Annotated in this window: 15 protein-coding genes and 1 tRNA gene; 10 read left to right on the top strand and 6 right to left on the bottom strand. The window is 73.6% G+C overall.

From position 1 onward, the window contains the following. Nucleotides 1-381: 381 nt before the first annotated feature. The 3 genes from IE124_RS28020 to IE124_RS28010 all read left to right on the top strand — a co-directional run bounded on the left by IE124_RS28020 (nt 382) and on the right by IE124_RS28010 (nt 3,075). Nucleotides 382-1,398 carry a glutathione S-transferase family protein gene (locus tag IE124_RS28020; RefSeq protein ID WP_189511680.1) on the top strand — a complete coding sequence of 339 codons (1,017 nt, stop codon included), beginning with the start codon at nt 382-384 and terminating at the stop codon, nt 1,396-1,398. A 218-nt stretch (nt 1,399-1,616) separates the two neighbouring features. Continuing rightward, a complete protein-coding gene (locus tag IE124_RS28015) occupies nt 1,617-2,171 on the top strand; it encodes a hypothetical protein (RefSeq protein WP_189511678.1) in 555 nt (184 codons plus the stop codon). A gap of 259 nt (nt 2,172-2,430) precedes the next feature. After that, nucleotides 2,431-3,075, top strand: coding sequence for a hypothetical protein (locus IE124_RS28010; protein WP_189511676.1), 645 nt, complete (start codon nt 2,431-2,433; stop codon nt 3,073-3,075). 317 nt (nt 3,076-3,392) lie between these two features. On the opposite strand, the gene IE124_RS28005 is transcribed toward IE124_RS28010, so the two are convergent. Together IE124_RS28005 and IE124_RS28000 are read right to left on the bottom strand one after the other, a co-directional pair. Then, nucleotides 3,393-3,536 carry a hypothetical protein gene (locus tag IE124_RS28005; protein WP_189511673.1) on the bottom strand — a complete coding sequence of 48 codons (144 nt, stop codon included), beginning with the start codon at nt 3,534-3,536 and terminating at the stop codon, nt 3,393-3,395. Nucleotides 3,537-3,726: 190 nt separating this feature from the next. After that, on the bottom strand, nt 3,727-4,866 hold the full coding sequence (locus tag IE124_RS28000) for a serine/threonine-protein kinase (protein WP_189511671.1): 1,140 nt from the start codon (nt 4,864-4,866) through the stop codon (nt 3,727-3,729). A gap of 365 nt (nt 4,867-5,231) precedes the next feature. Between IE124_RS28000 and IE124_RS27995 the strand changes: the two genes are divergently transcribed. Further along, the gene (locus tag IE124_RS27995; protein WP_189511669.1) at nt 5,232-5,606 is read left to right on the top strand and encodes a ribosome maturation factor RimM; all 375 of its coding nucleotides are present in this window, start codon (nt 5,232-5,234) and stop codon (nt 5,604-5,606) included. 99 nt (nt 5,607-5,705) lie between these two features. Here IE124_RS27995 and IE124_RS27990 read toward each other — a convergent pair. Beyond that, nucleotides 5,706-5,782: transfer RNA gene (locus tag IE124_RS27990), tRNA-Trp, on the bottom strand. A 395-nt stretch (nt 5,783-6,177) separates the two neighbouring features. On the opposite strand from IE124_RS27990, the gene IE124_RS27985 reads away from it, so the two are divergent. Both IE124_RS27985 and IE124_RS27980 read left to right on the top strand, forming a co-directional pair. Beyond that, nucleotides 6,178-6,435 carry a hypothetical protein gene (locus IE124_RS27985; RefSeq protein WP_189511667.1) on the top strand — a complete coding sequence of 86 codons (258 nt, stop codon included), beginning with the start codon at nt 6,178-6,180 and terminating at the stop codon, nt 6,433-6,435. Nucleotides 6,436-6,975: 540 nt separating this feature from the next. Further along, the gene (locus IE124_RS27980; RefSeq protein ID WP_229832937.1) at nt 6,976-7,557 is read left to right on the top strand and encodes a DUF6328 family protein; all 582 of its coding nucleotides are present in this window, start codon (nt 6,976-6,978) and stop codon (nt 7,555-7,557) included. Nucleotides 7,558-7,653: 96 nt separating this feature from the next. On the opposite strand, the gene IE124_RS27975 is transcribed toward IE124_RS27980, so the two are convergent. Together IE124_RS27975 and IE124_RS27970 are read right to left on the bottom strand one after the other, a co-directional pair. Next, nucleotides 7,654-9,384: a thiamine pyrophosphate-dependent enzyme gene (locus tag IE124_RS27975; RefSeq protein WP_189511665.1), complete on the bottom strand. Its 1,731-nt coding sequence runs from the start codon at nt 9,382-9,384 to the stop codon at nt 7,654-7,656. Between the two features lie 32 nt (nt 9,385-9,416). After that, entirely contained in the window at nt 9,417-11,009 is a 1,593-nt protein-coding gene (locus IE124_RS27970; RefSeq protein ID WP_189511663.1) for an FMN-binding glutamate synthase family protein, read from the bottom strand. 159 nt (nt 11,010-11,168) lie between these two features. Between IE124_RS27970 and IE124_RS27965 the strand changes: the two genes are divergently transcribed. Then, nucleotides 11,169-11,540: a hypothetical protein gene (locus IE124_RS27965; RefSeq protein ID WP_189511661.1), complete on the top strand. Its 372-nt coding sequence runs from the start codon at nt 11,169-11,171 to the stop codon at nt 11,538-11,540. Nucleotides 11,541-11,654: 114 nt separating this feature from the next. Further along, on the top strand, nt 11,655-11,816 hold the full coding sequence (locus IE124_RS27960; protein WP_033211473.1) for a DUF5670 family protein: 162 nt from the start codon (nt 11,655-11,657) through the stop codon (nt 11,814-11,816). A gap of 76 nt (nt 11,817-11,892) precedes the next feature. Here IE124_RS27960 and IE124_RS27955 read toward each other — a convergent pair whose 3' ends face one another. Continuing rightward, on the bottom strand, nt 11,893-12,120 hold the full coding sequence (locus IE124_RS27955) for a DUF5133 domain-containing protein (RefSeq protein WP_189511659.1): 228 nt from the start codon (nt 12,118-12,120) through the stop codon (nt 11,893-11,895). Nucleotides 12,121-12,407: 287 nt separating this feature from the next. Here IE124_RS27955 and IE124_RS27950 point away from each other — a divergent pair, with 287 nt between their 5' ends. Together IE124_RS27950 and IE124_RS27945 are read left to right on the top strand one after the other, a co-directional pair. Further along, on the top strand, nt 12,408-16,427 hold the full coding sequence (locus tag IE124_RS27950; RefSeq protein WP_189511657.1) for a HAMP domain-containing hybrid sensor histidine kinase/response regulator: 4,020 nt from the start codon (nt 12,408-12,410) through the stop codon (nt 16,425-16,427). A 115-nt stretch (nt 16,428-16,542) separates the two neighbouring features. Next, complete coding sequence (locus tag IE124_RS27945; protein WP_189511655.1) at nt 16,543-19,038, top strand: SpoIIE family protein phosphatase; 2,496 nt, start codon at nt 16,543-16,545, stop codon at nt 19,036-19,038. The last annotated feature ends 50 nt before the right edge of the window (nt 19,039-19,088 follow it).

Raw genomic sequence — 19,088 nt, 5'->3', positions numbered from 1 at the left:
ACCGCACTCGACGGACACCCGCCCATCACCCGAGTCAACAACCCTGCGAGTCAATACACCTAGGGGGTGTCTTGTCGATCATGCCGGGCTCGCGGTGTCCGGCACGGCACCTCGCCGCGTTGCCGAAACGCCTGAATAGCTCCGCTATCAAGTCGCTCCGGCGCCTTGCGATGCACCGCACCGGACGCCGCTCCCTGATCCGGCCTGATCGACAAGACACCCCCAGGGCCCGGAACGCGCTGGTGCGTGCGGCCGCCGAGACGGGGTAGGCGCCCTCCGGAACGACGCGGAAGCGTACGTGCGCGGAAGGAGGCGCCATGTCCCTCGGGCGGGCGGTGCCGCGGCGGGCAGGAGCCGCGCTCACGAGGGGGGTGCGGAACGATGACCGGTGACGGCTCGTTCGAGCGCGACCGCGCGTACATCACGACCCGGATCACGGCCGACGGACGGGACGGTTACCCGGTGGAGCCCGGGCGATACCGCCTGGTCATCGCCCGCGCCTGCCCCTGGGCGAACCGGAGCGCGATCGTCCGGCGTCTGATGGGACTGGAGGACGTGCTCCCGATGGGAATCGCCGGCCCTCTGCACGACGAGCGGAGCTGGTGCTTCCACCTCGACCCCGGAGGCCGGGATCCGGTCCTCGGGATCGAGTGGCTGAGAGAGGCGTACGAGGCGCGTGAACCCGGCTACCCGAAGGGCATCACCGTGCCCGCGATCGTCGACGTCCCCACCGGCCGGGTGGTGACCAACGACTTCGAGCGGATCACGCTCGACCTGGGCGGCGAGTGGACGGCCCATCAGCGGGACGGGGCACCGGAGCTGTACCCGGAGAGACGGCGCGACGAGATCGACGACGTGGCCGACAAGGTGTACCGGGACGTCAACAACGGCGTCTACCAGTGCGGCTTCGCCGGTGACCAGGCGGCGTACGACCGGGCGTACCGAAGTCTGTGGGAACGGCTGGACTGGCTGGAGGAGCGGCTCAGGCACCGGCGCTATCTGGTCGGCGACACCCTCACCGAGGCCGATGTCCGCCTGTTCCCGACCCTTGTGCGCTTCGACGCCGTCTACCACGGCCACTTCAAGTGCAACCGGCACAAGCTGACCGAACTGCCGGCCCTCTGGGCCTACGCGCGGGACCTGTTCCAGACGCCCGGCTTCGGGGACACGATCGACTTCGCGCAGATCAAGGCGCATTACTACGTCGTCCACCACGACATCAATCCGACCGGGATCGTCCCCCGGGGCCCGGACGTCCGCGGCTGGCTCGCGCCGCACCACCGGGAGGAACTCGGCGGCCGGCCCTTCGGCGACGGCACCCCGCCCGGGCCACCGCCCCCGGCCGAGCGCGTGCCGCCGCCCGGCCCGGAATCCGCCACGGGCCGAGGTCCGTGGTGAGCTCTTGGCCCTCGCCCCCCTCTTCGCCCTCGCCCCCCGTGCCTCGGCCTCACCCCCGCTCTCGTATCCGCTCGCTTCCGCATGCCGTCCCGGACCGCCCCGGATGCCCGGTTTGCCTTACTGGATGAGGGGCACGCGGAACTCCATGAGTCCCGGGCCCCCGAGGGCCGGGACGGAGGAGCACGACTCGGAGAGAGAACGCGAAGGGGTGAGAGCCGATGTCGATCGGAATCGTCCTGGTCGTCGTCGCGGCCGTCGTCGTGGTCGGGCTCACCGCCGGTGCGGCGGTGGACCGCCGGCGGCGATCGCGACTGCGCGACCGCTTCGGGCCCGAGTACGAACGGGCCGTCGAGGCGACCGGCAGCAGACGCGCCGCGGAGCAGGAACTGGACGCCCGCGAGCGCCGTTTGGCCGACCTGGAGATCAAGCCGGTGCCCGGTGAGGCACGGGAGCAGTACGCGCGGCGGTGGATGCGGATCCAGGAGGAGTTCGTGGACCGGCCCGAGGCCGCCGTCCAGGAAGCCGGCGAACTGGTGGCGGCCCTGATGCGCGACCGGGGTTACCCCGACGAGGGCTACGAGCAGCGGCTGCGTGACCTGTCGGTGCGGCACGGTCGCGCCCTCGAGTACTACCGCGAGGCCCTGGAGGTCCACGCGATGAGCACCCACAACGCCGCCACCACCGAACAGCTGAGGGGCGCGATGATGCACTACCGCACCCTCTTCGACGACCTGCTCGCCGACGGCGAGCCGACCGGCACCCGCCGGTCCTGACGCGGAGGCAGGAGAGATGCGACACCACGAGACGTCCGAGCGCACGACCCGGGCGCCGGGTCGACGACACCACAAGAACCCGACGGGCGAGTATCCCGGGCGGCCGGAGGGCCGCCCCGAGTCGGCGGATCCGCCCGAGTCGGCAGATCGCCCCGAGTCGGCAGATCGCCCCCAGGCGGCTGACGGCCCCGAGTCGCGGACGGGACAGGGGCGGTCCGGCCCCGGTCGTCCCGGGCCCGCGACGACCGGAGGCGACACGGTGCGCCCGCCGGAGCACAGCCCGACGGTCCCACTGACCCAGCCGCGGCAGCCCGGCGTGGAGGAGGCGGACGGGCGTGGCGGGCCGCAGCATGATCAGCCGCAGGTCGGCCGGCCCGGGCATGATCGGCCCGGGCCCGGCGGCCCGCCGTCCCCGCCCGCGGCGTCCCCGCAGGTACCGGCTCAGCGGACGCCCTCCGCGTACCCGCCGGCCCTGCCCCAGACCCCGCCCCCGCCCTCCGCATTCCCGGGCCCGGCACCCCAGGCCCACGGCGGTCACGCCCGGCACGCCGCCCCTGCCCCGCAGGAGAGGTCGCAGGGCCCGGACGACGGACGCGCCGCGCGACCCGGCGCCGCCGGAGCGGACGCGGAGGGGATTCCCGATCTCCTCGGCCCGGCCGAGGAAGGGGAGTTCCTCCGCCGCTGGCACGAGGTCCAGGGCCGGTTCGTCGACGACCCCCGCCAGGCGGTCCACGCGGCCGACGTCCTGGTCGGGGACGTGATGAGGACCCTGGCGGACACCTTCGCCCGGCACCGGCACACCCTGGAGGGCCAGTGGAGCCAGGGGCTTGAGGCCGACACCGAGAGCCTGCGCCTCGCGCTCTGCCAGTACCGCGCCCTGTTCCAGCGTCTGTTGTCCACCTGACGCCCGGGGGGCCACCCGTTCCCGTGCCCGGCGGTGCGATCGGCCTCGCGGCCCGCACCGCCGGGCCGGCGGCATGTCCGGCATGGCTTCCCCGCAGGCGCTCCTCCTCTTCGGCGATCAGGCGATCCGGTGATCAAGCGATCCTGGTCGTACGGCGGGGATCAGGCGATCCTGGCCTTACAGCGGCTTCGCGGGCGCGTTCTGCGTGCACGTGCCGCGCACACGCAGAACGCACCCGCCGCACGCACACCGACGCCCCGCGCGGTACCTCGCGCGGGGCGTCGGCGGTCCGGCCGTCAGGGCCGGGCGAGCAGGCGTCAGCGGTGGCGCAGCCTGCCGAGCAGACGGCGTGCCTGGGCGCGCCTGCGCGGGTCGTTCGCGGCGCGGCGAAGGGACGCCGCCGCGCCACGGCCCTGGGGGCTGCGGGCGAATCGCTTGATGCGGGCCAGCAGTGCGGTCATGGGACTCTCCTCCGATGTCGAACGCGCGGGACGGTTTCCGAGAGGGCGTGCCTACCCGAAGGTCGCGGGGAGGAGGCGGCGAACCGCCTCCGGTCCCGACCTCCGACAACGCCCCCGCCTTCCTTCCGTGTCCTGACGTTCCGTGTTGCCCCAAGTGGCCGTCTCACACCCGAAAAGACCTGAAGGACAGTCAGGTGAGGCGTCGCAGGAGGTCGTTCGGGTGGGGGACTGGCGACGCCGGTGCGCTCGTCCGGGTCGCGTCCGCCGCCCCGTCCCGGGGCGGCGGCGCCGCCTCGCCGGCGGGCGCGCTGCCCAGTGAGCCGGTCAGCGTGAGGCCGAGCGTGACGAGGGTCGCCGCCATGGCCCGCCCGGCGGCGGGCCGCCCCTGCCGGGCGGCAAAGGACCGGCGTGGCCGGGGCGAACGGTGTGATCGGGGCGAACGGTGTATCCCTGCCCCCCGGGAGCCTGCGGGGGCGGAGGGCGTCGGGGTGCGTCCCGCGGTCCGGGGATCGGCGAGGATGCGGGCGCAGGCGGCGGCGTCCGGGCGGGCCTCGGGGGAGCGGTCGGTCATCGCCGTGAGCAGGCGGGCGAGTTCCGCCGGGAGGCCGGGCGGCAGCACCGGAGGGCGGTGCAGGTGCGCCAGCGCCGCCTCCAGCGGTGCTCCGCCGTACTCCGCCTCGCCCTTGAGGGTTTCGAGCAGCACCAGGCCGAGGCTGTACACGTCGGCCGCGGGCCCCGTTCTCCGGCCCAGGGCCTGCTCGGGCGCCATGTAGGAGGCGGTGCCGACGAGGGTCCCCGCGCCCTCGGGGGCGTCGTCCGCGGCCTCGACGCGGCGGGAGATGCCGAAGTCCGTGAGGTGCGGTGCGCCCGACCGGTCCAGCAGGATGTTCGACGGCTTGACATCGCGGTGGACGATGCCGTGGGCGTGCACATGGGCGAGGGCCGAGGCCAGGGCGGCCCCCGTCCGGCAGGTCTCGGCGGGCGTGAGGACCCCGCGGGCGATCCGCCGTCGCAGGGTCGTCCCCCGGACGAGCTGTATCACCAGGAACGGCCGGCTCTCGTCGCGGCCCGTGTCGTAGAGGGTCACCAGGCCGGGATGGTGCATCCGGGCAAGCAACCGGGCCTCCTCGCCGCACTGGGCGTCGGTCCGGCGGGCGCCGGCGGGCCGGAACACCTTCACCGCCACGGGGCGCCGCAGCCGCAGGTCCAGTGCCTCGTACACGTCCGCCGCGCCGCCCCGGCCCAGGAGACGGTCGAGCCGGTAGCGCCCGGCGACGGTGCGGGCCGTCCATGTGGCGTCCGGATGTACGGGCCTCGCTCGGACCTGCATCGGGGGCTCCCTGGGGTGTGGCCGGCCCTCTGCGCGCGGGCCGGGACTCGGGTGCGTCGCCCACCGGTGCGTGCGCGGGCCCGCGGCTGAACGCGTGCCCCGTCCGTCCATGAACATCCCCTGGAAATCGGCGGATCGACGGTTCCGGCGCTTATGCGGCCCGCTCGAACATCACCCGAAGGACGGCGGAATGATCTCCGGAGACCCGGGTACGCGGACGCTGTCCGACCCGCAGGGGAGGAGCAGCCGGCCGCGGCCGGTGGCGCCCACGGTCGCCGACGACGACCCTCGTGACCTGCTCCGAGGCGGCCCCGCACGTCCGGTGCCGCGCCCTGCACGAACACAGCGACAGAGGAGTGACAGCGATGACCGACCATCTGTGGTCCTTCAGCACCGAGTCCGGCCACCTGGCGGGTACCGACCTCACCGGGTGGCGCGTCGAGGCCTCCGACGGGCACATCGGCAAGGTGGACAAGCACTCCGACGAGGTGCACGACTCCTACCTGGTCGTCGACACGGGCGTCTGGATCTTCGGCAAGGAGGTGCTCGTCCCGGCGCGGGCGGTGACCCGCGTCGACCTGGAGGAGCAGACCGTCCACCTCGCCCTGTCGAAGGAACAGGTGAAGGACTCGCCCGAGTTCGTCTCCGACAAGCACCTCGCGGACCGCCAGTACCGCGAGGAGATCGGCCAGTACTACAGCACGTCCTGGCCCTTCCCGGGAAGCATGGGCGGCCTCTGACGGCCCGCCGGTCCGCCCCGCTCCGAGGTGGAGGAGCCGGCCGAGGCCGAGCTCCGGTGCACGCCCCCAGGAACTGAGGGTCGGGCACCGGTGCGCCCTTGGCAGGGGTGACAGGAGTCGAACCTGCGACATCCGGTTTTGGAGACCGGCGCTCTGGCCATCTGAGCTACACCCCTTCGGTGTGCGAGAAGCGTGCCACGCCGTCCGGAGGCGGCGCCAACGAATATCGCGGCGGGGAACGGACGACACCGCATGCCAGGTACCTGCGGGCTGACCCGGCAGGTACCTGCCGGGCTGACCCGCCCACCCCCCCGCCCCGCGTCACGCGCCGACGGTCTCGCGACCGCCCCGCTCGGGCCCCCTCCCGATGCGGGGCGGTCGCATGTCCGGGGCCGTCCTTCGGCGGGCCGGTTCGACTCGACGACCGTCGAAACCGAAACGGGTGGCATGGATCCCGGTCGGCGGGGCATGCGGGTGTCGAGCGATGGGACACGCTCACGCCGGACGATCCACGGTTCCCCCCCCTTGCCGTGGGTCGGCGGCACCCGCGAGCGGCCCGCACCCCGTGGAGGTGTGCGGGCCGCTCGCATGCCACCCCGAGCCCGAGCCCGAGCCCGAGCCCACGCCCGAGCCCACGCCCACGCCCGAGCCCACGCCCGAGCCCGGCCGCCTCGAACCCGACCCCGAGCCCACGCCCGAGCCCGGCCGCCTCGAACCCGACCCCGGGCCCGCGCCCCGGGACGACGTACCCCAGCGGGCCGGACCGCCGAGCGGTCTCGCCGCATCCTCGGGGTTTGGCCCCGGGAAGAACGGCAAGGCGAACTGGTAGGCAGCGGAATCAAGGTGACGGACAGTCGGCCCACGGAGCCCGCCCAGGAGGTGCTCATGTCGAACACGACCCGAGCCCTCGTCCGCGTGGCGCCGTGCGCTGCGCCGGTCCGCCCGCCCCGTTGCTCGCCCCGCCCTCCGGTGACGCCGCCGTCGCGGCCGCCGGACGCCGCAGTCCCGTCCGAGGACCCCAGTGCCTCGGGCCGGAGTGGGGAGAACTGTACGTTCGCTCCCGCCGTGACCCCCGACGCACCGTGCGGACGGGATGGGCAGGAGGGGCTGAACGGGCGGGCCGACGGTCCCGCCGCCGGTGACCGTGGACGGCCGCCCGGCGACGGCGGGAACGCCCGTCGCGGACCGTGGCGGCACCACGCGCCCCCGCGAACGGCCGGCACACCGCGGGCCTGACTCCGCACCGTGCCGCGCCGGACGGAAGCCCCCACGCTCGACGGGGGCTTCCGCCGTGCCGTCCCCGCTCCAGTGCGCCGCACGTCCGCGCCGTGCCCCCGAGACCCGGCGCGCGCTTCCGAGGAGGATCTTCATGAACGAACGAAACGGCGGGATGCCGGAGGACGAGCCGAGGAAGGCGCGGCACGGTGGGAGGACGCAAGAGCCGGACACCGGCACCGGCACCGGCACCGGCACCGGCAGGGAGGACGGGCGCGGCGAGACGGAGGAGGAGCGCGCGGACCGGCGCTGGCAGGAGCTCCTCCAGGAGATCCGGGTCGCCCAGACCGGCGTCCAGATCCTCCTCGGCTTCCTCCTGACCGTGGTGTTCACTCCGCTCTTCCACGACCTGGAGCAGACCGACAAGACGATCTACCTGGTCACGGTCGTCCTCGGGTCGCTGGCGACGGGCGCGCTGATCGGCCCCGTCTCCTTCCACCGGATAGTGTCGGGGCGGCGGGTCAAGCCCCATGCCGTCGTCTGGGCCTCCCGGCTCACCTTCACCGGCATCCTGCTGCTGCTCGCGACGCTGACGTCCGCCCTGTTCCTCATCCTGCGAGTGGCGACGCACGACCCGTACGTGCCCTGGCTGGTCTCCGGCGTCCTCGCCTGGTACCTGATCTGCTGGTTCGCCCTGCCCCTGTGGGTCCGCACCCACTACGCCGACAGAAGCTGACCGGAGCACGACCCGGAACGCCCCCGGCCACGACGGAAGGGGCGGCCCGCCGTCGAGCGGGCCGCCCCTCTCCGTCGTGGCCGGGGGCGTCACCGCTCAGCGCGCACCGGAGGGGAGGTTCTCCTTGATCTTGGCGATGGCGAAGCCCCACCCCTGCGACACCGTCGGTTTCCCCGGCACGGCCACCTCGTCCGGGTTGGTCAGCACGTCGAGGAGGACCGGGCCGGGGACGGCGAGCGCCTTGCGCACGGCCTCGTCCAGCTCGCCCGGCGCGGTGACGCGGATGCCGGTCAGCCCGAGCGCCTCGGCCACCGCGGCGAAGTCGGGGTTGTCCAGTACCGTCCCGAACTCGGGAAGTCCCGCCTGCTCCTGCTCCAGCTTGACCATGCCGAGGCGGCGGTTGTCGAAGACGACGAGCTTCACCGGCAGCCGTTCGGAGCGGATGGTCATCAGGTCGCCGAGCAGCATGCCGAGGCCGCCGTCGCCGCAGAAGGCCACGACCTGCCGGCCCGGTGCCCACAACTGCGCCCCGATGGCCTGGGGCATGGCGTTGGCCATGGAGCCGAGGTTGTAGGAGCCGATCAGCCGGCGGGTGCCGCGCATCCGCACGAGCCGCGAGAGCCACACGGTGGCCATGCCGGTGTCCGAGGTGAAGATCGCGTCGTCGGCGGCGTGGCGGTCGACGGCCGCCGCGAGGGCCTCGGGACGGACGTCCGAATCACGGTTGTCGAACATGGCCCGCACCCGGCCAAGGAGACGCCTGTCGTGGGCGGGGTCGGCGAGGTCGGCCTGGCCCTTCTGCCAGTCCGCGTACCGCTCGCGGGCCTTGTCGAGGTGGGAGCGCGACGGGACGGGCGTCAGCAGCGGCAGCAGGGCCCGCAGCGTCGCGCCCACGTCCCCGGCGAGCCCGACGTCGACCGGAACGCGGCGCCCGAGGTGCTCCTCACGGGTGTCGATCTGCACGACCCGGCAGTCCTCGGGATACCAGTCCCGGTAGGGGAAGTCCGTCCCGAGCATGATCAGCGTGTCGCAGGAGTCCATGGCGTGCGCCGCGGCCGGATTGCCGATGAGGCCGGTCTGGCCGACCTCGTACGGGTTGCCGTCCTCGAAGCCCTCCTTGCCCTTCAGGGTCAGCACCATCGGCGCCGCGAGCAGCTCGGCGGCGCGCAGCACCTCCTCGCGCGCCTCCCGGGCGCCGCGCCCGACCAGAAGGGTGACCCGCGAGCCCCGGGCGATCGCCTCGGCCGCCTCGGCGAGCGCCGGGTCGTCGGGACGCGTGACGGCCGGGCGCGGCAGCGCGAACCGCGTCGGCCGGTCCTCCTCGACCTCCCGGTCGCCGAGGTCGCCGGGGACGGTCAGCACCGCCACGCCCCGCCCGGTCACGGCCGCCCGCACCGCGGACTCCAGCAGCCGCGGCATCTGGGAGGGAGAGGTCACGGTGGCCCGGTAGACGGCCACGTCGCGGAAGAGGAGGTCGTTGTCGACCTCCTGGAAGTAGTCCCCGCCCACCTCCGACAGCGGCACCTGGCCGCAGATCGCCAGGACCGGCGCCCCGCTCTTGGCCGCGTCGTACAGTCCGTTCAGCAGGTGCACCGAACCCGGTCCCACCGTGCCCATGCAGACGGCCAGTTCTCCGGAGAGCTGGGCGCGCGCTCCGGCGGCGAAGGCCGCCGCCTCCTCGTGGCGGAAGCCGGTCCAGTCGATGCCCTCGGTGGTCCTGATGGCGTCGGTGAGCGGGTTGAGCGCGTCGCCGACCACGCCGAAGACACGGCCGACACCGAGGTCCGCGAGCCCGTCGACGATCACCTGCGCGACAGTACGGGTCATGGGGTCTCCCTTCACTGTGGACGTCGACCGGTTCACCGGAGGGTGAACCGGTCCGGATGAGCTGCCTTCCAGTCGCCTGCCCACGTGTGCGGAACCGATGCGGGCGACAGGAGCGCACCGGCTTCGAGCGGTTCGTACAGCTCGGCGTGGGACCGCACGGCGTCCGGCCCGACCCGGCGCAGCAGCATGCCGGGCCACAGGTCCCGGGGGCCGTCGGAGCCCATGGCGGCCATGAGGGCGAGGGCGCTCCGGACGGTCGCCTCCTGGAAGCGCCGGACCCGCTCCGCCTTGTCCTGGACGTCGAGGGCGCGAGCGCGCCGGCGGTCCTGGGTGGCGACCCCGACGGGACAGGTGTTGGTGTGGCAGCGCTGGGCCTGGACGCACCCGAGGGCGAACATCATGGCCCGGGCGGAGTTGGTGTAGTCGGCGCCCTGGACCAGCCGTTTGACGATGTCGCTCCCGGTGGCGATCTTGCCGGAGGCGCCGATCCGGATGCGGTCGCGCAGACCCGTGCCGACGAGGGCCCGGTGCACGGTGGTCAGGCCCTCGGTGAGGGGTAGCCCGACGGTGTCGGCGAATTCCAGCGGGGCGGCGCCCGTGCCGCCCTCCGCTCCGTCGACGACGATGAAGTCGGGTGTGAGGTCCTCCTCCAGCATCGCCTTGCAGACGGCGAGGAAGTCGCGGCGCGCGCCCACGCACAGTTTGAAGCCGACCGGCTTGCCGCCGGAGAGCTCCCGCATCCGGCCGAGGAAGCGCACCAGCTCCCGGGGGGTCCGGTAGGCACGGTGGTACGGCGGGGAGATCACCGTGCGGCCCTCGGGGACGCCGCGGACGGCGGCGATCTCCCGGCCGACCTTCGAGCCGGGCAGTACGCCCCCGATGCCGGGCTTCGCGCCCTGGCTGACCTTCAGCAGGACGCAGGCGACCTGGTCGAGCGCGGCCTTCTCGGCGAACCGCCGCGGGTCGAAGCCGCCGTCCTCGGCACGGCAGCCGAAGTAGCCGGTCCCGATCTCCCAGACGAGGTCACCGCCGGGGGCGAGGTGGTGCTCCGATATCCCGCCCTCACCGGTGTCGTGGGCGAAGCCACCGCGCCGCGCGCCCTCGTTCAGGGCGCGGATCGCCCGGTCCGACAGGGAGCCGAAGCTCATCGCCGACACGTTGAGCAGGGCCATCTCGTAGGGCCGGGCGCAGTCGGGGCCGCCGATCCGGACCCGGGGCGGCTCGTCCGGCACCGGGCGCGGCGCCATGGAGGGGACCAGGTACTCGGTGCCGGTCCGGTCCAGCTCCAGCTCGGTGCCGAAGGGGTCCTCGGCGTCCGTCCCCTTCGCCCGCTCGTACACGATGGACCGGGTGTCCCGGTCGAAGGGCACGCCGTCGACGTTCCCCTCGACGAAGTACTGCTGCACCTCGGGCCGGATCGCCTCCATCGCGAACCGCAGGTGCCCGAGGAGCGGGTAGTTGCGCAGGATCGAGTGGCGCCGCTGGACGACGTCGTACGACGCGACCGCGGCGAGCAGCAGGGCGGGTCCGGCCGCGCACCACCACCACGGGGACACCAGGACGGCCGCGAGGCCGGTGGCGAGCGCGGTGAGGACGGGGCAGACCACGAGCAGTGACGTCACCATGGACGGTCGTCTGTCCCGGACACGCGCGGTCAAGCGCGCGCGAGGGGAACGCGCGGGGTGCGACCGGCGCGGGCAGGCGCGCGCGAGGGCGACGGGGGCGTGGCCCACGGGCCCGGGTCCACCAGGTTTAGCGTGCGGGACTCCGGCGAGACGATGCCCATGAGTGCTTCGGAGAACAGCGAACGGAACGAGATCCCCTGGACCGGCCCCTACGCCGTCCCCGACTACCCCGAGCTGACGCTGGTGGACGACCCCGACGTGGACGAGGGGCTGGAGCCGGACGCTCTCGGAGAGCTGCACGTTCTGCCCGCGCCGTTCGCCGAGAAGGCCCGCGCGGCCGCGCACGTGGTCCGCGGCGCCGGGAGCGGTCTGTGGTCCGCCGCGCGTGCGCACCCGACCGTGGCGGCCGGTGCCGCCGCCGGCACGGCGGCCGCGCTCGCCCTCGCGTACGGGTGGGGGCGCAGGGCCGGGCGCAGGGCCGCGCGGCGCGAGCTCGGCCCGGTGGCGCTGTTCCTCGAACGCCGCGGCTGAGCGGGCGGCGCTTCCCGCCCCTGGAGGAGGCCGGTGCGCGTGTGTACGCCGCCCGGCCGCCCCCTTCCCCTTCCCCTTCCCCTTCCGTCCCCGTCCTCACGGAGGTCGATCCTCATGGTCCCCCTGCTTCTCGTACTGCTGCTCGTCCTGCTCCTCTTCGGTGCCGGCTTCGCCGTCAAGGCGCTCTGGTGGATAGCCGTCATCGTGCTCGTCCTGTGGCTGCTGGGCTTCGTGGCCCGGCCGAAGGGCGGCACGGGCCGCTGGTACCGCTGGTAGGCGACCCCGCGGCACACGCCCGTGGTGTGACCGAGCCCGGCACCTCCGTCGGAGTGTGCCGGGCTCGGTCGTGTGCTCAGGCGCTCAGCACCGAGTCGTCCTCGGGGCGCGCGCCCGGCAGGCGATGGCGGGCCGCGATCAGCGCCGCGTCCACGTCACGCGTACCGGTGGAGACACACAGCGTGTACGCGACGTCGTCCATGCGCCGCCGTACTTCTGCGCCGCCGTTCTCGGCCTGGAGCACCTTGAGCGTCTCGTACTGCTCGATGAGATCGCGCAGGACCGCGGGGTGGGCCATCAGCACGTACTGCTCCCCTCTTCGTCGGGACGGGGGGACCGCCCGGATCGACCCGCGTGTACCCCGGTCGTGGCGTCGTATGCGCCCCGCCGGAGGCTGGAGAGGGCGGGTTCCGGCCGGATGACCCGGCACCGCCCTCCTCTTGTCGATCACGGAGGGGTAGTGTCGTCATGATTGCCGTACGGCAACGATCGCGGCAGCCGGATCCGTCCCGGGGGAGCGGACGTCCGGCGCGCGGCGTGGGCCGGACGGTCCGTGTGCGCAAGCTTGGTGGGGAACGAGGATGGGGCGGCATGTCTGAGACGACGACCAGGGGCTCCTCCGGCCGGGAGCACCACGGACCGGCCGTGGACGAGCCTGAACTCCGTCAGCTGCTGGCCGGGCTCACGGCCGTGCGGGACGGCGACTTCGGCACCCGTCTGCCGGACGAGGCGGACGGGCTGATGGGCGAGATCTCCCGGGTGTTCAACGGGATGGTCGACCAGCTGTCCCTGTTCACCTCCGAGGTGACGCGGGTGGCGCGCGAGGTCGGCACGGAAGGGACGCTCGGCGGGCAGGCCGCCGTGCCCGGTGTCTCCGGCACCTGGGCCGACCTGACCGACTCGGTGAACGCGATGGCCGGCAACCTCACCACCCAGGTCCGTGACATCGCCCATGTGGCGACGGCCGTCGCCAAGGGCGACCTCTCCCAGAAGATCGACGTGGACGCGCGCGGCGAGATCCTGGAGCTGAAGAACACCATCAACACGATGGTCGACCAGCTCTCGGCCTTCGCCGACGAGGTCACGCGCATGGCCCGTGACGTGGGCACCGAGGGAATCCTCGGGGGACAGGCCGACGTGAAGGGCGTCTCCGGCACCTGGCGTGACCTGACCGACTCCGTCAACTCGATGGCGGGGAACCTCACCGCGCAGGTGCGGGCTATCGCCCACGTCGCCACCGCCGTCGCGGGCGGCGACCTGTCGAAGAAGGTCGACGTGGACGCCCGGGGCGAGATCCTGGAGCTGAAGACGACCATCAACACGATGGTCGACCAGCTCTCGGCCTTCGCCGACGAGGTGACCCGCGTGGCCCGCGAGGTCGGTACCGAGGGCAACCTCGGCGGCCAGGCCACCGTCCGGGGCGCCTCGGGCACCTGGAAGGACCTGACCGACAACGTCAACGTGATGGCCTCCAACCTCACCGGGCAGGTGCGCTCGATCGCCCAGGTCGCCACCGCCGTGGCCCGCGGTGACCTCTCCCGCCGGATCACCGTGGAGGCCAAGGGCGAGGTCGCCGCCCTCGCCGACACCATCAACACCATGGTGGACACCCTGTCCGCCTTCGCCGACGAGGTGACCCGCGTGGCCCGCGAGGTCGGTACCGAGGGCCGGCTCGGCGGCCAGGCCAGGGTGCCGAACGTGGCCGGCACCTGGAAGGACCTCACCGACAACGTCAACTCCATGGCGAACAACCTGACCGGACAGGTCCGGAACATCGCCCAGGTCACGACAGCCGTCGCCAACGGCGACCTGTCGAAGAAGATCGACGTGGATGCCCGGGGCGAGATCCTGGAGCTGAAGACGACCATCAACACGATGGTCGACCAGCTGTCCTCGTTCGCGGCCGAGGTGACCCGCGTGGCCCGCGAGGTCGGCAGCGAGGGCCGGCTCGGCGGCCAGGCCGAGGTCGAGGGGGTTTCCGGTACCTGGAAGCGGCTGACCGAGAACGTCAACGAGCTGGCGGGCAACCTCACCCGCCAGGTTCGCGCCATCGCCGAGGTCGCGAGCGCCGTCGCCGAGGGCGACCTCACCCGCTCGATCACCGTCGAGGCGTCGGGCGAGGTCGCCGAGCTCAAGGACAACATCAACGCCATGGTCGGCTCGCTGCGCGAGACGACGCGGGCCAACCAGGAGCAGGACTGGCTCAAGTCCAGTCTCGCCCGGATGTCCGCGCTGATGCAGGGCCACCGCGACCTGGCCGTAGTCGCCGAACTCGTCATGGACGAGCTGACCCCGCTCGTGGCCGCCCAGTACGGCGCGTTCTACCTCGCCGAGGAAGGCTCCGACGGCGTCGAGCTGGGCCTCGTCGGCTCCTACGGACGCCCCGCCGGCGACCGGGACCGGGTCCGCTTCCGGCTGGGCGAGTCGCTCGTCGGCCAGGCCGCCCGCAGCCGCCGCACCATCGCCGCCGAGAACGTCCCCGCGGACTACGTCACGATCTCCTCGGGTCTCGGCAGCACGTCCCGGGGCAGCCTCGTGGTGCTGCCGGTCGTCATGGAGGAGCAGGTGCTCGGCGTCATCGAGCTGATGTCCTTCAGCCCCTTCACCTCCGTGCACCGGGACTTCCTGGAACAGCTCCTGGAGACCGTCGGCGTCAACCTGAGCACCATCGTCGCCAACGCCCGCACCGACGAACTCCTGGACGAGTCCCAGCGCCTGGCCGGCGAACTCCGCTCGCGCACCGAGGAACTCCAGGTGCGGCAGGAGGAACTCCAGCGCTCCAACGCCGAGCTGGAGGAGAAGGCGGCCCTGCTCGCCACGCAGAACCGCGACATCGAGGCCAAGAACCTCCAGATCGAGCAGGCCCGGCAGGAGCTGGAGGACCGCGCCCAGCAGCTCGCCCTGGCCTCCACGTACAAGTCGGAGTTCCTGGCCAACATGAGCCACGAACTGCGCACCCCGCTCAACAGCCTGCTGATCCTGGCCCAACTGCTGGCCCAGAACCCCACCCGCAACCTCACGGCCAAGCAGGTCGAGTACGCCGGCATCATCCACTCGGCCGGATCCGACCTGCTCCAGCTGATCAACGACATCCTCGACCTCTCCAAGGTGGAGGCCGGGAAGATGGACCTCAACCCGGAGCGCGTGCCCCTGCGCAGGCTCCTCGACTACGTCGAGGCCACCTTCCGCCCCCTCACCTCGCAGAAGAGCCTCGCCTTCGCGGTCGCCACGGCCGCCGGCGTCCCCGTCGACCTCGTCACCGACGACACGCGGCTCCGGCAGGTGCTGCGCAACCTGCTGTCGAACGCCGTCAAGTTCACCGAGCACGGCAGCGTCGAGCTGCGCATCGAACCGGCCTCGGACGGCGAGCTGCCCGTGTCCGTGCACCGCGGCGGCCCCGTCGTCGCCTTCCGTGTCGCCGACACCGGCATCGGCATCGCCCCCGAGAACCTGGAGGCCATCTTCGGCGCCTTCCAGCAGGCCGACGGGACGACCAACCGCAAGTACGGCGGCACCGGCCTCGGCCTCTCCATCAGCCGCGAGATCGCGCATCTCCTCGGCGGCGCCCTCACCGTCACGAGCGTGGCCGGCGAGGGCAGCACCTTCACCCTCTACCTCCCCGTCACCCGCACCGACTTCACCGAGCAGCCCGACCCCGCCGTCCCGCCGGCGGACGCCTCGGCGGTACTCGCCGTCCCGGCCCGGGGCGGCGCGCTCGCGCTGCCCGGCGCCCCGGCCGCCCGGGCGCCCCGGCGCCTCCTCGTGATCGAGGAGCGTCCGCGCGGGCTCCTCGCCGTCGTCGCAGAGAACGCGGTCACCCAACTCGCCGCCGACGGCGGGCACACGGGCCGGGCGGACATCGAGCTGATCGCGGTCGTCGGCCCCCAGGAGGCCGCCTCCGCGCTCGCCACCCAGCCGTTCCACTGCGTCGTGCTCGACGTCGACATGGCGGACGGCGACGCCCTGCGCTTCCTGAGCGCCATGGACGGCGACGAGGCGCTGCGCACCGTGCCCGTCCTCGCTCACAACAACCGCCGGCTCCCCGCCGACGAGGAGGGCGCCCTCCAGGACCTCGCCCGCCGCCGCCCGCTGGAACTCCTCTCCAGCCTCGACGAGCTGCGCGAGCGGATCGCCCTCCACCTGTCCGCGGAGCAGCCCGGCGACGTCGTGCCCCTGGTGCGCGGCGACCACTGGGCGCCGGCCCCCCAGGCCATCGACACCACCCTGCGCGGCCGGACCGTCCTCGCCGTCGACGACGACGCCCGCAACCTGTACGCCCTCAGCGGCATCCTGGAGCTGCACGGCATCACCGTGCTGCACGCCGAGAACGGGCTGAAGGGCATCGAGACGCTTCTGGCGAACCCGGCCGTCACCCTCGTCCTGATGGACGTGATGATGCCGGAGATGGACGGTTACACGGCGACCGCGCGGATCAGGGAGCTGCCGCAGTACGCGGACCTGCCCGTGATCGCCGTCACCGCGAAGGCCATGCCCGGCGACCGGGAGAAGAGCCTCGCGTCCGGGGCCAGCGACTACGTCACCAAGCCCGTGGACGCAGACGAACTCATCGCCTGCGTCAGCCGTTGGCTCGACGGCGGGGCGGCCTCGTGACCGTCCCCGCGGGACCGACCCGCGCTTCCCGCCCGGCCCCGGAGCACCGGACCGGCACACCCCGGCCCCGTCCGCACGGCGGCCCCGGGGCCGCCCCGACCGAGGAGTCGCCGACGTGAGTGGCCCCCGCTACCCGGGCGGAGACCCGTCCGCCGGCCTCCCCGAGGCAGGCACCGCCGCGCCCCAGGCCCCCGACACCGCCGCGCCCCCGGCCCCTGGCACCGCCGTCCCGTACCCCGCCGACGGCGAGCCGGCCGCCGCGCCCGCCGACGGCCGGCTGGCCGCCACGGTGGAACGGCTGCGCGGCGAGGTGCGCGCCGCGCACGCGGCAGCCGAGGGCCGCGCCCTGATCGAACTCGCCAAGGGGGTCATCGTCGAGCGCCTGGGCTGCGGCCCCGCCCAGGCGGCCCGCCAGCTCGCGGAGCTCGCCGACCGGGCCGGACTGTCCCGGCTGGAGCTGGCCGCGGACATCATCAACCAGGCGGCCAGGGACCGGATGGCCGCTGCGGCGGACGAGTTCGTGAGGACGGCCGTCGGCGAGCCCGCCGACACCGCCCCCGCCGCCTCGGTCGCCGTACGGCTGCGCACGGCGGAGAGCGCGGCGCTCAGCGCCGGCGACACCCAGGCCGTCGCCGAGTCGCTGCTCCGGCACGCCCTCGAACCCCTGGGCGCCGTCGCCGTGGCGATCTGGACCACCGGCCCGGACACCTCGCTGAGCCTGCGCGGCCACGCCGGCTTCGGCCCCGACGAGGCGGCCCGCTGGCACTACGTGCCGCCGGGGGTGACCACCGCGGCCCGCCAGGCGCTCATAGGACGCCGCACCGTCCGGTACGCCTCCCTGGCGGCCGCGGGCATCCCCTCGATCGGCCGCGCGCGTCATCCCGACGGCGGCCGGGTCGTCGTCCCCGCCGGCACCGGCGGCCGCATCCACGGCGTCCTGGAGATCTGCTGGGCCCGGCCTCTGGCCCCCCTGCCGCAGGCCGTGGAGCGCCAGGTCGAGGCCCTCGCCGAGCTCTGTGCCCACACCCTGGAGGCGCTGCCCGAGGCGTCCCCCGGGGGGTTCCCGGTCCCCGGAGGCTTCCCGGTCCCCGGCGGGGACGGGACGCCCGCGCTGGCCGAACTCTCGGACGGGCTGTACGACCCCGCACTCGTCCTCACCCCCCACCTGGACGAGGCGGGGAAGGTCGTCGACTTCCGCATCCGGCACGCCAACGCCCACTTCCGGGATCCGGCCGGACGGCCCCGCGGATCCGTCGACGGGGCCATGCTCCTGGAGGCGTACCCGGCGACGGCGGGCGGCAGCGAACTCTTCGAACGGATCGAGCGGGTCTACGCCACGGGGGAGCCGTTCCGCGCCCGCCGGGCCCGGCTCACGGCCCTGGTGGACCAGGTGCCGCTCGCGTCGCTCGCCGACATCAGCATCAGCCGGTACGGCGCGAGCGTCCTGCTCATCTGGCGTGTCGAGGACGAGTCGGCACGCCTCGCCAGCCTCCTCCAGCACGCCCAGCGCCTCGGCCGGGTCGGCGCCTTCGAGGAGGATCTGGTCGCCGGGGACATCACCTGGCACGGCCAGCTGTACGAGCTCTTCGGCCGCAGGCCGACGGAGCCGCCGGTCGCCCTGCGCGACCTCGCCGCCCACGCCCACCCCGACGACGCCGCCACCATCCGCCGCTTCCTCCAGAAGGTTCTGTACCAGCGGCGGGTGGGCTCCACCGCCTTCCGCATGCTCCGCCACGACGGCGTCACGCGGCACATCCGGGTGACCGCCGAGCCCGCCCTGGGCACCGACGGCGGTCTCCAGGCCGTCCGGGGCGCCTACCAGGACATCTCGGCGCAGCACTGGACCGAGGTCGCCCTCACCGCCACCCGCGACCGGCTGGTGGCGACGGAGGAGGCGGCCGAGGAACGCAACCGGCTCACCCTCCAGCTCCAGCACGCCATCATGCCGCCGGCCAAGCCGCCGCTCGACGCGCCGGGACTCGACGTCGCCGTGCGCTACCGTCCCGCCGAGTCCGAGTCCCTGGTCGGCGGCGACTGGTACGACGCGGTCGTGCTGCCGTCCAAGAAGGTGCTCCTGTGCGTCGGGGACGTCGCCGGCCACGGCGTGGAGGCCGCCACCGGCATGGTGGTGCTGCGCAACGCCCTCCGCGGCCTCGCCGTCACCGGCGCGGGCCCGGGGCAGCTGCTGTCCTGGCTCAACAGCGTCGCCTACCACCTCACCGCCCAGGTGACGGCCACCGCCGTCTGCGGCATCTACGACCCCGGGAGCCGCACCTTGCGCTGGGCCCGCGCGGGACACCTCCCGCCGGTTCTGATCCGGGGGGACGAGGCGCTCGACCTGCCGCTCCTGCGCGGGCTGTTGCTGGGGGCCCTCGCGGAGGCCGAGTACGAGGAGACGGAGCTGCGGCTCGAACCCGGCGACACGGTGCTGATGTACACCGACGGGCTCGTCGAGCGACGGGACACCGCCGTCCACGATTCCGTCGCCCAGCTGCTCACCGTCGCCCGGCAGCCGTCCGACAGCCTCGCCCGTCTGCTGGACGAGCTGCTGGCGCGCAGCAAGTCGGACACGGACGACGACACGTGCGTCGTCGGTGTCCAGGTGTCCTGACCCCGTCCGTCCGCTCCAAGACCGGCCCCGACCCCCCATGGAAAGCAGGG

The organism is Streptomyces narbonensis, assembly GCF_014649015.1.
In the GTDB taxonomy this organism is placed as follows: domain Bacteria; phylum Actinomycetota; class Actinomycetes; order Streptomycetales; family Streptomycetaceae; genus Streptomyces; species Streptomyces narbonensis.
The sequence above is the reverse complement of the archived record's forward strand: the minus strand, read 5'-3'. Positions and strand labels throughout refer to the sequence as shown.

Excerpts from the sequence above, each read along its gene's own strand:
- IE124_RS28000 (WP_189511671.1), bottom strand. The coding sequence starts at position 4,866 with ATGCAGGTCCGAGCGAGGCCCGTACATCCGGACGCCACATGGACGGCC.
- IE124_RS27995 (WP_189511669.1), top strand. The coding sequence starts at position 5,232 with ATGACCGACCATCTGTGGTCCTTCAGCACCGAGTCCGGCCACCTGGCG.
- IE124_RS27970 (WP_189511663.1), bottom strand. The coding sequence starts at position 11,009 with ATGGTGACGTCACTGCTCGTGGTCTGCCCCGTCCTCACCGCGCTCGCC.
- IE124_RS27975 (WP_189511665.1), bottom strand. The coding sequence starts at position 9,384 with ATGACCCGTACTGTCGCGCAGGTGATCGTCGACGGGCTCGCGGACCTC.
- IE124_RS27980 (WP_229832937.1), top strand. The coding sequence starts at position 6,976 with ATGAACGAACGAAACGGCGGGATGCCGGAGGACGAGCCGAGGAAGGCG.
- IE124_RS27960 (WP_033211473.1), top strand. The coding sequence starts at position 11,655 with ATGGTCCCCCTGCTTCTCGTACTGCTGCTCGTCCTGCTCCTCTTCGGT.
- IE124_RS27965 (WP_189511661.1), top strand. The coding sequence starts at position 11,169 with ATGAGTGCTTCGGAGAACAGCGAACGGAACGAGATCCCCTGGACCGGC.
- IE124_RS28015 (WP_189511678.1), top strand. The coding sequence starts at position 1,617 with ATGTCGATCGGAATCGTCCTGGTCGTCGTCGCGGCCGTCGTCGTGGTC.
- IE124_RS27950 (WP_189511657.1), top strand. The coding sequence starts at position 12,408 with ATGTCTGAGACGACGACCAGGGGCTCCTCCGGCCGGGAGCACCACGGA.
- IE124_RS28020 (WP_189511680.1), top strand. The coding sequence starts at position 382 with ATGACCGGTGACGGCTCGTTCGAGCGCGACCGCGCGTACATCACGACC.
- IE124_RS28005 (WP_189511673.1), bottom strand. The coding sequence starts at position 3,536 with ATGACCGCACTGCTGGCCCGCATCAAGCGATTCGCCCGCAGCCCCCAG.